The 12,865-nt window shown below is 70.3% G+C and carries 15 protein-coding genes; 2 read left to right on the forward strand and 13 right to left on the reverse strand.

Features of this window, described 5'->3' with window-relative positions; translation table 11 throughout:
- Positions 1–62: 62 nt before the first annotated feature.
- The 12 genes from ACFVXJ_RS09315 to ACFVXJ_RS09370 form a co-directional block, all read right to left on the reverse strand.
- Positions 63–269, reverse strand: a complete 207-nt coding sequence (locus ACFVXJ_RS09315; protein ID WP_389660844.1) for a helix-turn-helix domain-containing protein — start codon at positions 267–269, stop codon at positions 63–65.
- A gap of 239 nt (positions 270–508) precedes the next feature.
- Complete coding sequence (locus ACFVXJ_RS09320; RefSeq protein ID WP_389660846.1) at positions 509–1,663, reverse strand: DUF3631 domain-containing protein; 1,155 nt, start codon at positions 1,661–1,663, stop codon at positions 509–511.
- On the reverse strand, positions 1,660–2,013 hold the full coding sequence (locus ACFVXJ_RS09325; RefSeq protein WP_389660848.1) for a hypothetical protein: 354 nt from the start codon (positions 2,011–2,013) through the stop codon (positions 1,660–1,662). The genes ACFVXJ_RS09320 and ACFVXJ_RS09325 overlap by 4 nt, the downstream gene beginning before the upstream one ends.
- The gene (locus tag ACFVXJ_RS09330) at positions 2,010–2,891 is read right to left on the reverse strand and encodes a bifunctional DNA primase/polymerase (protein WP_389660850.1); all 882 of its coding nucleotides are present in this window, start codon (positions 2,889–2,891) and stop codon (positions 2,010–2,012) included. Before ACFVXJ_RS09330 ends, ACFVXJ_RS09325 begins: the two co-directional genes overlap by 4 nt.
- Positions 2,892–3,030: 139 nt before the next feature.
- The gene (locus ACFVXJ_RS09335) at positions 3,031–3,297 is read right to left on the reverse strand and encodes a hypothetical protein (RefSeq protein WP_389660852.1); all 267 of its coding nucleotides are present in this window, start codon (positions 3,295–3,297) and stop codon (positions 3,031–3,033) included.
- A 213-nt stretch (positions 3,298–3,510) separates the two neighbouring features.
- Positions 3,511–3,996: a hypothetical protein gene (locus tag ACFVXJ_RS09340; RefSeq protein WP_389660854.1), complete on the reverse strand. Its 486-nt coding sequence runs from the start codon at positions 3,994–3,996 to the stop codon at positions 3,511–3,513.
- Between the two features lie 223 nt (positions 3,997–4,219).
- Positions 4,220–6,280: a hypothetical protein gene (locus ACFVXJ_RS09345; protein WP_389660856.1), complete on the reverse strand. Its 2,061-nt coding sequence runs from the start codon at positions 6,278–6,280 to the stop codon at positions 4,220–4,222.
- Positions 6,280–7,887 (reverse strand): hypothetical protein, encoded by a 1,608-nt coding sequence (locus ACFVXJ_RS09350; RefSeq protein WP_389660858.1) that lies wholly within the window; start codon positions 7,885–7,887, stop codon positions 6,280–6,282. The genes ACFVXJ_RS09345 and ACFVXJ_RS09350 overlap by 1 nt, the downstream gene beginning before the upstream one ends.
- Before the next feature lie 89 nt (positions 7,888–7,976).
- A complete protein-coding gene (locus tag ACFVXJ_RS09355) occupies positions 7,977–8,795 on the reverse strand; it encodes a phosphoadenosine phosphosulfate reductase (RefSeq protein ID WP_389660860.1) in 819 nt (272 codons plus the stop codon).
- Entirely contained in the window at positions 8,792–9,796 is a 1,005-nt protein-coding gene (locus ACFVXJ_RS09360; protein WP_389660862.1) for a DUF2637 domain-containing protein, read from the reverse strand. The genes ACFVXJ_RS09355 and ACFVXJ_RS09360 overlap by 4 nt, the downstream gene beginning before the upstream one ends.
- Positions 9,793–10,119 carry a DUF6303 family protein gene (locus ACFVXJ_RS09365; protein WP_389660864.1) on the reverse strand — a complete coding sequence of 109 codons (327 nt, stop codon included), beginning with the start codon at positions 10,117–10,119 and terminating at the stop codon, positions 9,793–9,795. Before ACFVXJ_RS09365 ends, ACFVXJ_RS09360 begins: the two co-directional genes overlap by 4 nt.
- Positions 10,116–10,385 carry a DUF6284 family protein gene (locus tag ACFVXJ_RS09370; protein ID WP_389660866.1) on the reverse strand — a complete coding sequence of 90 codons (270 nt, stop codon included), beginning with the start codon at positions 10,383–10,385 and terminating at the stop codon, positions 10,116–10,118. The genes ACFVXJ_RS09365 and ACFVXJ_RS09370 overlap by 4 nt, the downstream gene beginning before the upstream one ends.
- Before the next feature lie 696 nt (positions 10,386–11,081).
- Here ACFVXJ_RS09370 and ACFVXJ_RS09375 point away from each other — a divergent pair.
- Both ACFVXJ_RS09375 and ACFVXJ_RS09380 read left to right on the forward strand, forming a co-directional pair.
- Positions 11,082–11,828, forward strand: a complete 747-nt coding sequence (locus tag ACFVXJ_RS09375) for a helix-turn-helix domain-containing protein (protein WP_389660867.1) — start codon at positions 11,082–11,084, stop codon at positions 11,826–11,828.
- Positions 11,825–12,298 carry an NUDIX domain-containing protein gene (locus ACFVXJ_RS09380; protein WP_389660869.1) on the forward strand — a complete coding sequence of 158 codons (474 nt, stop codon included), beginning with the start codon at positions 11,825–11,827 and terminating at the stop codon, positions 12,296–12,298. Before ACFVXJ_RS09375 ends, ACFVXJ_RS09380 begins: the two co-directional genes overlap by 4 nt.
- On the opposite strand, the gene ACFVXJ_RS09385 is transcribed toward ACFVXJ_RS09380, so the two are convergent.
- Positions 12,291–12,854 carry an HD domain-containing protein gene (locus ACFVXJ_RS09385; protein WP_389660871.1) on the reverse strand — a complete coding sequence of 188 codons (564 nt, stop codon included), beginning with the start codon at positions 12,852–12,854 and terminating at the stop codon, positions 12,291–12,293. The genes ACFVXJ_RS09380 and ACFVXJ_RS09385 overlap by 8 nt on opposite strands.
- Positions 12,855–12,865 lie beyond the last annotated feature (11 nt).

Below are 12,865 nucleotides of genomic sequence, written 5' to 3' on the forward strand. Positions count from 1 at the left end.
TTCGTACATGGGAACGGGGCCGCACCGGGAGGATGCGGCCCCGTTCTGTGGATCTGTGGTTGCTAAGCGGCTTCCTGAGCTTCCGTTTTGAGAAGCTCGACGTACTCGTCGATGTACTCCGTAGGCACCAGTCGGCGGCGGCCTACGCGAACGGTCCGCAGGCGGCCCATCCGGATCTGTTCGTAGACGGTCGATCGCTTTACGCCTAGGAGGGTCGCCGCCTCCTCGACTCTGTGAAGTCGGCGCTCAAGTACGAGCCTCAGGGCCATGGGATGGCCTCCCTCTCTGCCTCTCAGATGTCCGCTACCGCCGCTACTCCGCTACCGCGCAGGTCAGAAAGGGTGTCCTGGTAGCGGAGGGGGTAGCGGTAGCGGATGAGTGCACGGCCCCGGCCTGCTGGCCGGGGCCCGTGGGGTAGCAGTGACTTGCCGCTACCTCAGGGGTTGCCGCTACCTCTGGCAGGTGCTCTGACCTGCGAGGTAGCGGGGGTAGCGGTGGTAGCGCTCGTTCAGAAGCCGGGGGGCGGGCAGTACCTGCTCCAGGCGTCGGCGAGGTCGGCGGCGTAGTAGCCCTTGAGCACCGCGCCGCCGGTCTTGATGTTCCGGGCGACGATGGGCTTGTTGTCGGTGGTCATGTAGTCGCGGAGCATCTGGCCCAGCCCGCGGGCGTCGAGGGGACGGCCGTTCATGTCACCCCAGGGCGCTTCGTCCAGGGAGCGGAGCTGGTCGAGGACGGCGGCGGTGGGCAGGCGGGGGATGTCACCGAAGACGTGGTCGCGAAGATCTGTGAGAAGCCGGATTCCGGTGCTGGCCTTGTCGTCCGTCTGGGCCGCGGTGACCAGTTCGGTGCAGGCGTGGCGGGCGCGCTCGGGCCACTCCCCACCGGCCGCGTCGGCGATGGCGAGGAGGGGTTCCCAGACGTCGGCGGGCCGGTCGGTGACCCCGTCGGGCATGACGGGGAAGGCTCCGGTGATGCGCTCGCGGACGTTGTCGGCCCAGGTGGCGAGCCGGTCCCGCAGGGTGTGGCCTTCGGTGGTGTGCAGGCGGGCGCGGAATGGTTCGACCTTCTCCGAACGGGCGCGGCGGCGCATGCGGATGACGACGGAGCGGGTCAGGATCGTGTCGGGTAGGTTCCCCAGTCCGGCGACGGCGAGCGCGCAGTACGAGGGGAACGCGACGACGGTTTGGTTGCCTGCGCCGTCGCTGACGCATCGGTAGGTGACGCCGGAGCGGCGGTGGCCGGCGTTGATGAACCCGCGCAGTTCTTCGTTCTCCCCGGCCTTCGGCCCGAAGACGGTGTCGATCTCGTCAAACAGGATCGTCGGCCGTCCCTCACCACCGGAGACGGCTCGGAAGAGCGCAGCCGGGGAGGCGTTGACCGCCACCATCGGCGCGGGCACCAAGGTCTCCACGATCTCCAGGGCCCGGGACTTGCCCGAGCCGGGTTCCGGGGACAGGAAGGCGATGCGGGGGGTGGCGTCGAACGCGTCGAGGAGGTGGGCGTGGGCGTCCCACAGGACGACCGCGACGTAAGCGGCTTCGCTGGGGAAGACGTTGAAGCGGCGGTGGAAGGCTTCCACCGCGTCGAGGGTGGCCGCTCCCTCGGACGCCTGCTCCGGGGCCTCGGTGTCGGCGGGGGCGGGGTGGTCGGTGGTGAGGGTCATGCGGCGGCGCTCCTGTCGTCGGCCCGCAGGGGGCAAGTGGTGCGGTGGCGGTCGTGGTCAGCGATCAGGGCCAGGGCGCGGGTCTGGCCGGCGGCGAACAGGTTTCGCCCGCACCAGCACCAGGACCGGACGGTGGGGGTGGTGCCGCGGCCGGGTGCTGTGATGTGGAGCCAGGCGATGGGCCGGCGTCCGTCGTCGGCGCGCGGGTCAGGGCGAACAGATGAAAGGACGCCTTCGGCGACGACCTTCGGCGCGCCAGGGCCGTGCGGGGTGGGGGCCGGTTCGGCGGGGCTGATCCCGGCGGGGGTCTTTGTGGGGCTGTTAGCCGGGGGGTGTTCGCGGGCGGTCATGCCGTCCTCCGGCTGACGGGGTTGTTGCGGATGGACCAGTTGAGGGCGCTGGTGATGGCGGAGCGGTACTCGTACGGCTTGAGTTCGGCCGCTTCCGCCCCCCTGCTAAGAGCCTCCTCGACCTCCGCGCGGTCGAGGTCGCCGGACGCGATCAGCCGCCCCAGGGCGCGGGCGGCCCTGACCAGTGCCTTGTTCCGGTGTCCCTCGGGCGCGTCGGCGACGTTCTTCTCCTCGTTGCGCAGGGCCGCGGCGGCATACGAGGCCCGGCGGCCACCACTGACAGGCGTGGAGGGGGCGTTGAGAGGGCGGGCGATGATCCGGGGTGGGGCGGTGAGCTTGACCTGCAACCAGGCCGGAAGCGGGGCGACGGGGCGGTCGTCGGTGACGCTATAGGCGCCGGCGGGGGTCACGCTGCCGGGAGCCACGACGTACCCGCCCCAGGCCCGGGTGTCGATGTGCCGACCGAGGACGTCCTGAGTGCAGCGCATCGGGACCCCGGCCGGCGCGGTGAAGTACAGGTGACGGCCACCGGACGGCGTGGTCACCGTGAACGTGGGCGGGATCTCCTCGCCCGTGGCGACGCACAGGGCGTCGAGGATCTGGGCGCCGCTGCGGGTTCCGGGCGGGTCAGACGGTTTGGGTGGGTCGAGGTCGATGACGACCAGCCCGGCCGGGCCGGTCGCCAAGCCCACGTTGTAGGGGGTGGTGGCCCAGGCGGTCCGGATGTGGTCGGGGTCGGTGGTGGCGCGCTGCTCGGGCTTGGCGTGCCCGTCCGCGCAGGCGCGGGTACGCGGGCACCTGGTCTCGCCGTGCAGCGCGGACACCTTCGATCCGGGGCGGAGGGGGAAGACGGGCCAGCCGCGGGCCGCGATGCTCAAGGCGTCAGCTAAGAGCTGTGCGCGGCCGTCTCGCCGATTGGGGGTGGGTTGGGTCATGCTTGTCTCTCCAGTTCTCTTTCGCAGTGCTGGATGAGGGCGGCCCCGGACTTTGCCGAGACGGGGGCCGCCCTTCGCTTTGCTAGAACGGGGGTTCGTCGCTGTAGGCGCCGGCCGACGGGTCCGTGGTGAGGGGGCGGCGCGGGAGCGGGAGGAGCACCCATCGGCGGGTTTCGTCCCAGCAGGGGCAGGGCTCCCACTCGGTGCCCGCGTACTCGCCGGTGGAGTAGTCGCCGTAGTCGCGGTTGTGACCGCCGATCCCCTGGCAGTCGGGGCAGTCGAGCCGGGGCGTGTCGGTCAGGACCAGGGCGGGACGGGGCCAGTTGGTGCGGTGGATGCGGAATCGCACGGCTTCTCCTCCTTGTGCTGGTCAGTGCCGCGTGTGGTCGGTGGCGAGGTCGGTCAGGCGCTTGGCCTCGTCGGGGGTGACGGCTCGGTAGCGGACGCTGACGTTGCATCCGGGATGGGGACAGCGGACGGTGTGTTTGCCGGTGAGGAGCGCGACCGCGTCGGAGATCAGCTCCGACAGCGGGGCCGGGTCCTGTTCATGTGGCCAGTCCTTTCAGCGGTTGTTGAGGGTCCCGGTGGCTCGGCCGAACATCCCGGACGCGGTGATGGTCTGGGTGACGTGCTGCACCGGCGTGGTCCCCCGGCCCGGTCCGCGCCCGGCGCGGAGGAGGAGGGGGGCGAGGGTGCCGGCGGCGATGAGGGCGATGGCGGCCCAGAGGGCGTCGGTCATGGCGATCAGTCCCGGGGCGGCGTAGGAGATCCCGAATCCGGCGGCGGCGATTCCGCCGCCGAGGGTCGGGGCGAGGAGGGCGGTGGTCTTGGCCCAGGCCGGGATCGGCTGGGCGGCCGGCGCGGGCGCCGGCGAGGTGGGTTGGGTGTAGGCGAGGGTGCGGCAGCCGTTCGGGAGGGTGACCATCTCGACCCCGGGCGGGAGTTCCGCGAGCGGCATGACGGGCTGCTGGACGGGCGTGGGGTGGTAGATCGGGTCGCCGTAGCGGGCGGGCGGGGTGGTGCTCGCGGTCGTGTGGTCATAGGGCATTGCAGGCTCCTGGACGCGGTGTGGGCGGCCCCTTTGGTGGTGGGGCCGCCCGCGTGGGTGGTCGCTCTGCGTGTGTGCGGCTACTGCCTACTGCCTACTGCCAACCCGGTACTGCCTACTGCCAAAACGGCTGGTGAAGGCGCCTGGTGGGCAGTAGGAGGCCTGTATCGGGGGTTACTGCCAATTTGGCGGTAGGCGGTAGGCGGTAGCGGTGTGTGGCCGCTCAGGCGTGGCCGGGGTGGACGTAGACGGAGTGCGGGCCCCGGTCGCGGTAGTGGAGTTCGCCGCGTTCGGCGGCGGCCTTGAGGGTCTTGCGGACGGCTTCGCGGCTGCGGCCGACGAGGTCGGCGACGGCGGCGGGCTTCATGCCCTCGGCGCCGGCCGCGCGGATCGCGGTGATGGCGTCGGGGAGCCAGGAGGGCCCGATTTCCTTGTCGTCGCGGAGCGCGGACAGGTTCAGCCCGGACGGTTCGGCCTTCGGCTCCTGGGGAGTCTCGATGGTCTGGGGCTGGGGGGTGGTGGTGAACTCGATGCCGATGAGCCGCTCGAACTCGGCGTCGACCGCGTCAACTGCGGGGGTGGCCGGGGTGGGGTCGGTGCGGAGTGCGGAGAGGTTCAGGCCCCCACCTTGCGTCGGGGTTTCGTCGGTGGGCGGGGTGGTGTGGTGCTCGGTGATCCAGGCGGTGCGGGCCTGGTCCCAGCGGCGGGCGTAGTCGGGGCCCGCGGCTTTCGCGGAGATGGCATCGAGGCGGGGGTGTCGGTCGGAGGTGGCGATGACGATGTCGCGGATCTGGGCGGGCTTGATCCGCCAGGACTTGAACAGGCCGATCCCGGATTCGGGGGTGCCGAGGAACCCGGCGCCCTTGTAGGGGGCCTGGTCGACCTTGAGTCCCCGGGAGCCGGGGAACAGCTTGGACAGGTCCATGCCCTCGGTCTCCCCGCCGGTCAGGGCGGCGCGGACCTTGGCCTCACGGCGGATCATCAGGTCCCCGAGGACGGCGCCGGTCGCGCCGAGGGCGGTCAGCACGGTGCGAAGGGCCATGGCGCGGGCGATGCGGATGACTTCCAGGATCTTCCGGGCGAGGACCCGGTGCTGCTTGTCCGTGCTGGCGAGGATTTCGGCGCCCTCGTCGATGACGATCTCGATCTGCGGGATCTGCGCGGACACCGGCAGGAGGTCGGTGTTCGCCTCGGACATGAGGTCCTGGTAGGCCATCTTGCGGTGCTTGGCCACCCGGATCGCCGTGTCCAGCATGAGCAGGGCTTCCTCGTGGGTGGAGGCGAGCCAGTCGATCCCCGGTCGCGCGCCGCCGGTGCCCTCGGTACGGACCCAGGGCAGGCCGGCGGATCCGGCGTTGAGGTCGATGACCCAGGTGATGACGTCGGTGCAGCGGGCGAAACCGGCGAGGATCGTGTGGACCATGTTGGTCTTGCCCGATCCGGTGGGGCCGACGACCAGCGCGCACTGCTCGCGCAGGAACACCGGCACTTCGTCGGCATTGGTACGGATTCCCCAGGGGATGCCGGTCAGGACCGACAGCGGCCCGTAGTTCGACGGGTAGGGCATCTCCTGTTCCAAGACGTTGACCGTGGTCACGTCGATGAGCACACGTCCCTGGTGGATGCCCCGTGAGGCGGTGGCGGTGCAGCCGTGCGGCAGGCGGGCGTCGGCGGACAGGCGCGCGGACTCGGTGGCGATCTTGGCGTAAGTGATGCCGCCGGGCGGGAGTTCGGCGTCGATGGTGAACCCGGCCCCGGTTGGCCACATCTCCACCGCCAGAACGCGAACGGTGATGTGGCAGACCCGCTCGATGCGGTCAACCCACTCGGCGGCGATCTTCCGCCGCTCCGCGCTGAGTTCCCGTGCCACCTGCCGCTCGGCCGCCGCGAGCGCTTCCAGTTCGCGGGCCTCCTCGTAGAAGCCGACGGAGCGGGCGGCGGCGCCCATGCCGACCCCGATCACCGCGAGGGAACCCAGCGCGGTCCAGGTCAGGGGGTTGGTCGCGAGCGCCCAGGTGGTCCAGCCGGACCCCAGGAGCCAGGACGCGGCCCGCGCGCCGATGGTGCGGCCGGCCAGCTTCTGCCGCAGTCCGGTCGCGGTGTGACCGATCGCGCCGACCGTACCGACCGCCAGCGCCCAGGTGGGCGGCATGTGGGCGAGGGTGCCGACGGTGGCGACGGCGAACGCGCCAGTGGTCGCGGAAAGGGCCCCGGTGACGGGCCCGTGGCCGGCGGCCCAGTCCAGGGCCAGACCCTCGTGCTTGATGGCGGAAGTGGTGGTCATCAGACGTTCCAGCCCTTCTCGGCGTCGGGGCCGTTGCGGGGGTCCTCGTGGCGGGCGATGTCGGCCTCGTGGGCCTGACGGAAGACGGCGCCCAGGTCCTCGGCGACGGCAGTGGCGGAGTTCAGGGCGCCGTAGATGTCGTTGAAGCCGCCCGCGACCTCCTTCTCCAGCGGGAACTCCGAGTCGGAGCGCTCCGCGAGGATCTGCATGATGTTCGCGATCGACGCGAGGGCCTGGGGCAGGCCCTCGATCATCGCGAGGATCTCCATCGCGCTTTCCGGCTCGTAGGACTGGGCGGCCTGCTCCATCTCGGCGGCCAGTTCCTCGAACCTGAACCCGGACGTGGTGCTGTCCATCTCGTGTGCTCCTTCGCTGACGGGAGGTGCGGGTACCTGTCCTTCGGGCCGCTCGACCCGGTCGGTGATCTGCTGCTCGTCGTCCTGCTCCAGCTCGGCCGCCGCTTCCTGCTCGGCGGTCTTCTCGTCCTGGTCGAGCCGGGCGCGGATCTCCTCGTCCCGGGCCTCGCGCTCGGCTTGGGCGCGTCCGGCGAGGAGGCGGTAGAGGCGGCGGCCGGGGTGCATCAGCCACGTCCAGCCGAGCTTTCGCCCGAGCGGAGTGGTGACCATGCCGACCACTCCGGCCAGGAGCCCGCACAGCGCGGCCATGGCCCGCCGCCCGTGGAAGCGGGCGGCGGACCGGAGCAGGGCTTTGCGGGCGGCCTTCTGGGCGGGTGCCTTGAGCTGGGCGACCCTCGCCCGGAGTGCTGCCGACCGGACACCCTGACGGCCGGCGGCCACGGCCCGGCCGCTACTGCGATCCCGTGCCGCCCGGACGGCGCCGACGGCCTTGTCCCGAACGGCGCCGGCCTTGCCCATGCCCTTGGCCAAGGTCCGCGCCGCCACTCCCCGCGGCTTGCCCGTGGTGGGGTTGGCGCGCTGGTCGGTCTTGGCGGCACGGCGGGCGTCGGCCACCTGGCGGCGAGCCTGAACGGTCGCCGCGCGGGCAGCGGCCCGGGTCGGAGACTGCGTACGGGCGTGGGACCGCAGCGCCTGCACCTGACCAGCCCGGCCACCGGCCAGACCCGCAGCCGCACGGGCGGCCCGCTGACGAGCCGACGGCGAACCGGTCTTGCCCACGGTCGACCCGGACCGGCCACCGCCGGGACCGCCCGCACGATGCCGGACCTGCCCACCGGTAGCGGCCTTTCGGGCGCCGGCGCCGCCACCGGCACGCGGTGCGGTGCGGGACTGTGCGGGGACCCGACCCAAGAGGCCACGGCCACCGCTTCCGCCCGGCGTCCGGCCGGAGCCCTGAGACGGCTTCGCAGCGGTCTTCTTCGCCTTGGAACGGCGCCGAACGGCGGCGGCGCCCAGGACCGCGGCGCCGGTCATCGCGACCGCCGCCGCGATCGGCCCACCGACCAGGGCAGAGGCGGCGAGCAGACCCGCCGTGGTGTTCGCCCCCGACAGGGAAAGCGGCACCACCGGGAATCCGCCTGGGGTGTGCTCAACGTCCTTGGCCGACGCAGGCTTGTCGGCCTCCGGCGAGGTCGGAGCGGGGGTGGATTCTTCGGGGGGAGCCTGCCGTTCGGTAATGGTCTCGGTCATGCTGAACGTGCTCCTTCACGGGAGAAGAGGGCCCGGCCGTCGCTGTAGGAGGCTTGCGGCCGGGCTCTTGCTGAGTAGTTCAGGGGGCGTCAGGTCATGCACCAGCCGGAGTCGCATCCGGGGTCGGTGTCGTCGAACGGGAGGGTGTCGACGCCGTCGGGGATCGCGGCCCGCAGGGGGCGGCCGAACCGGGTGAGGTAGACGTGGTCCTTGCCGAGGGTGTCGCGGCGTTCGTTGAGGAGGTCTTCGAGCCGGCATGCCTTCTCGAAGAGGTCGGGATGATCGCGGCGCATGTCGTGCCAGGACTCGGGCCGGTGGAACGGGCAGAACCAGCACGACGACTTCGGCGGCACCGGCAGACCCGCGGAGCGGATGATGCGGGCGCAGTCGATGCGGCGGATGCCGCGTTCCAGCAGCGGATACTCGATCTGCTCGTACGGCTCGCATCGGCGTTTGTTGGCCCGGCCGATCTCGTCCAGGCTGATGCCGATCCCGACGGTGGCCGGCTGGTCCTTGGTGGCGCCGCGGCGTTTCAGCTCCCGGCCGATGACCTTGATCTTGTAGTCCGCAGTGCACGAGCGGGTCCCGGGGGCCCCGTTGCTCATCCGCACCGGGATCTTCAACGACCGGGAGCCCTCGCGGGTGAGTTCCCCGTACAGGGTGCGGGTCTCCTTTGACCGGACCATGATTCGGTCCAGGAGGACCAGCTCAAGGCCGTGCTCGGTGGCGTAGGGGCGCGCGTACTGGTCGAGGTAGGCCATGGTGGCCGGGTTCTCGGAGTCGTCCCCGACGTTGGCCATCAAGAACGTCCGATAGTCGATCTCACCGGTCGCCGCGAGGACCAGGGCCGCCATGGACTGCCAGCCGCCCCCGAAACTGAAAGCCCGAAGCCGCGCGGGAACACTCATGAGCTGGCTCCTTCCAGGGCGGGGGCGGTGTTCTCGTCGCGCAGTTCCTGGTAGCGGGTGGAGGCCCAGCCGACGGACCAGCCGGTCAGTTCCGCGGCGACCCGGACGGCGAGGCCGGCGTCGAACGCGGCACGGACGGTGGCGCGGGCCCGGTCCTCGGGGAGCTTCTCGGCCGGCGCTCCGGCAGACAGCAGCGCTGCGCGTTCACGCTCGACGCGTTCCTGTTCACGGACGTGTTCACGGCGTTCACGCTCGGCCCGCTGCTGGGCCTCCAATTCGCGCTGCTGCGCGGCCTGGCGTTCAAGGCGTTCACGCTCGACCTGCTGCTGTTCACGGATCTGTTCACGGCGTTCACGGGCCTCGCGCTCTGCCCGTTCAGCCGCCTCCGCCCGGGCCTGGTCCTCGCGGCGGATGCGGTCCTGGCGTTCGGCTTCCTCGCGGATGAGGCGGGCTTCGTGTTCACGCTGTTCACGAGCGATGGACGCCTCGTGCTCGCGACGTTCACGGGCCCGCTGTTCGCGGGCGTCCTCGCGGTCCTGGACCGCCTTCGCCCGTGCTTGCTCCTTGGCGTGCTGCTCGGCTTCCAGTGCCCGCACGGCGGCGGTCAGGGCCCGCCGGTAGGCGAGACCGGCCTCCGCCGTCACGATCAGCAGGAGGGGTGCGACGGAGTGGATGGCGACACCCACCAGGTCCCCGACCAGGGCGGACGCCCCGACGTTGAGGGCCAGGGTCATGGCGCCGGTCATCCACCGCAGAGCCACCGGCCAGGCACCGCCGTGCCCGCCGAGACGGGCCAGGACGGAATCAAGGCGGACCACGATGACCACGGCCGCATCCACCACGAGCGGCAGAATCGGCGCCGTCCACACCCATGCGCCGGGGGTGTGCGCGGCCATCAACGGGGTGACCGTGAGGACGGAGTAGAGCATCGCCCCGCCCACGATCAGCCACGTTCCCACGGCCAGCGCGCGTTCCGCTGAACGCAGGTGAACGCTGTTCATGCCGCCCCGCTTTCCAGCGGCCGGACCTTGACCGAACCCAGGAGGAGGACCCGCATGGGGTGGGGGTGGTACTCCGGTCCGGTGCTCTCCGTCCACTCCCATGCGGCGTCCTCGGCGAGCGTGAACCCGAGATACGCCAGGGCTGCCTGCCGCGCGTGAACACTCGGGATCGCGGTGGACGTCGGCCACGTGAACGTGGGCCACTCGCTGACCAGACCGGACATGGCCACGTACATCTGCCAGCACGGGCCGGCCGTCTTCACCGGCTTGGTGGTACCGCAGCAGCGCAACGACAACTGCGCTCCGAAGATCTGCTTGCTCATGCCGCGTCCCCCGACACCGTCGCGCCGGCGGTGCGGTTGGCCAGGGCCCGCTGGGCGGTCAGGACCCGGTTGCGGGCCCGCCGGATGCGGCGGGCGTCGAACTCGGAGGCGGGCCGGTCCAGCAGGGCGATCAGCGCGTCCAGCAACTCGACCTCGGCCAGGACCACGGGCATCTCGGTCTCGATCGCGTCCAGCTCCGCGTCCGACGGCTCCAAGCCGTCGGACCACGGGGTAACAACGTCGTGAAGTGCAGCGATGGACTTCATGGGTCTTGCTCCTTCTGTGGAGGAACGGGCCCGAACAGCAGCCCCGGTGTTCCAGCACCGGGGCTGCACTTCGTTGGAGTGGAGCGGAAATGACTCGGCTCCCTTCGGCCCCGCCCGTCCTGCCCGATCGGGCGGACGGGCGGGGGAGGCAACCGGCCGCGGCATGCGCGGCAGATCAGGCGACGCGACGGGCAACGCCGCCACGCCGGTCCAGCGCGGCGGCGGCCAGGGGTCTTAAGCGGATCACTTGGACCTCCAGAATTGATGGGCACAGGCTTCTCACTGCAAGGGGGACCACGTCCCCACACGCCGGCCGTTGCTCGCGGTCACCGGGCCACCTCGCCAGTCGGGCTGAAGCCCTGCCCCCTGGCCTTTAGCGGGATTGCAGCGTCCCCGCCCTCAGCTGTGGGCCCGTTCCGTTCCGGGCCCCTTGCGTACACAGCTCGTTGCACTCATCCATGCAGGTCAGCGCGAAGTAGCCGCACTGAAGCATGAGATACATGCTTGAACGTGTATCTCACAGTGGCGGTTTTGGTTGAGGCTGTCAAGCTCTGCGCCTCAGCCGGTCCGCCTTGCGATGTGCCATCAGAGTGCCGCCGAAGGGCGGGACGAAGTCACCACGTCCCTGGACGACTTGGGACGTCCTCGGTAGCGTTCTGGCGGGCGAACACGTCCCTGGACGTCCCTGGGGGTTTGATGGCGAACGAGCGGTTAAGGTCCGCGATGCTGACGCAAGGCGTCACCGCGGACTCCTTGGCGGAGCACCTCGGGGTAGATCCCAAGACGGTGGAGCGCTGGATCACCAAGGGGCGGGCGCCGTACCGGCGACACCGCCTTGCCGTCTCGGCCCTCCTGCGTGAGGACGAGGGGTATCTCTGGCCGGACGGCCTGCCGGACGGGCAGCGTAAAGACGCTGCTGATGCCGAGGTTCTGAAGGTCTACCCTCACCGCTCCTACGTGCCGGCGGACCTTTGGCTCCAGCTGTTCGGACGGGCGGAACGCGAGATTGGCGTGCTGGTCCACGCGGGCGTGTTCCTCGCCGAAAACCCTCGCTGGGCCCAGTTGCTCAGGTTGAAAGCAGCGGGTGGTGTTCGGGCACGCATCCTGCTCGGCGACCCTGAAAGTCCGGAGATTCGACGTCGAGGCGAGGAAGAGGAAATCGGCGAGGGAGTGGCCTACAAGGTTCGAGAGGTTATGAAGCTCTATCGCCCCCTCTACTCTGTTTCGGGGATCGAGTTCCGTCTCCACAGGTCCACTCTGCACAACTCGTTGTACCGGTCGGATGACGAATGGCTGGTGAACACACAGGTGTACGGGGTGAGCGCACCTCTGACGCCGGTTCTTCATCTGCGCAAGGTCGCCGGTGCTGAGCTGGTCTCCACGTATCAGCAGAGCTTCGAAAAGGTCTGGTCCGAAGCTATCCCCATCGAAGGGCGAGAATGAGCCGCCGCACTGACTACTTCAACGATCCCAACGCGCCGAAGGCCAACAGCATCGTGCCCGCGGTAACAGCGTTCGTCGTGAACGATGCGGGCGATGTACTGCTGGAGCGACGATCGGACAATGGCCGATGGGGCATGCCGGGGGGCGTCCAGGAGGTCGGAGAGAACATCACGGGAACGGTGGTCCGAGAAGTCCTGGAGGAAACCGGGATCCTGGTCGACGTCGTGGGCCTGGTGGGCATTTTCACCGACCCGGGTCATGTCATCGCGTTCGCGGACGGCGAGGTGAGGCAAGAGTTCTCGCTCTGCTTCCGGGCCCGACCCGTCAGCGGTGAGATCAAGGTAAGTTCGGAATCCTTGGAGGTGCGGTGGATTCCGAGGGCGGATATCGAGTCCCTCGATGTATCACCCACTACCCGCCGGCGGCTGGAGGAAGGCTTCCGCGACTCACCAGTTCCCCTAATCAGTTGAGCCTGGACTGCTCCTTCTCGAAGCTGCACTGACGCACGCGGGCGACCCGGGCCAGCAGCTCCGGTCGAGCCGCGGACACGGCCCGGAACACGACATGATCCGGGCCGTACCGGTCGAGTACCTCAGCCAACCGCTCTGCTGGATCCACGAGCGCGCCCACGGGGCTGCTGGTCAGGTCGCAGTAGGTGATCGCGTCGACCAGTGCGGGCTCTGCCGGACCGAACTCCGCCAGAGCCTCGTTCAGCCCGACCTCGGCGGCCTCCCACGGAGAAGACGTGTGGAAGGCCACGACGCTGCACAGCCGAGGGCCGGCACCCACCACGTCCCGCAGGTAACGCGCCCCATCGATCATGTGTTGCCCCGTGTCCACGGCGGCCCGCGCGTACCCGACGTCGTGCACGATGGCCGCTGCGGCCAGCAGCTCCGCATCCTCACCCAGCGTCGGGGCCAGCGTGAGGGCCTGAGAGTAGACGCGCTGCGAATGAGCCCACCGCTGCGGCAGGCTTTCGGCGAGCAAGGACTCCGCGAGGTCGTGAGCCCACTTGGCCAACTGCATGCAAGTACCTC

The sequence above is a fragment of the Streptomyces sp. NPDC058279 genome (genome assembly GCF_042881255.1).
Lineage (GTDB): Bacteria > Actinomycetota > Actinomycetes > Streptomycetales > Streptomycetaceae > Streptomyces.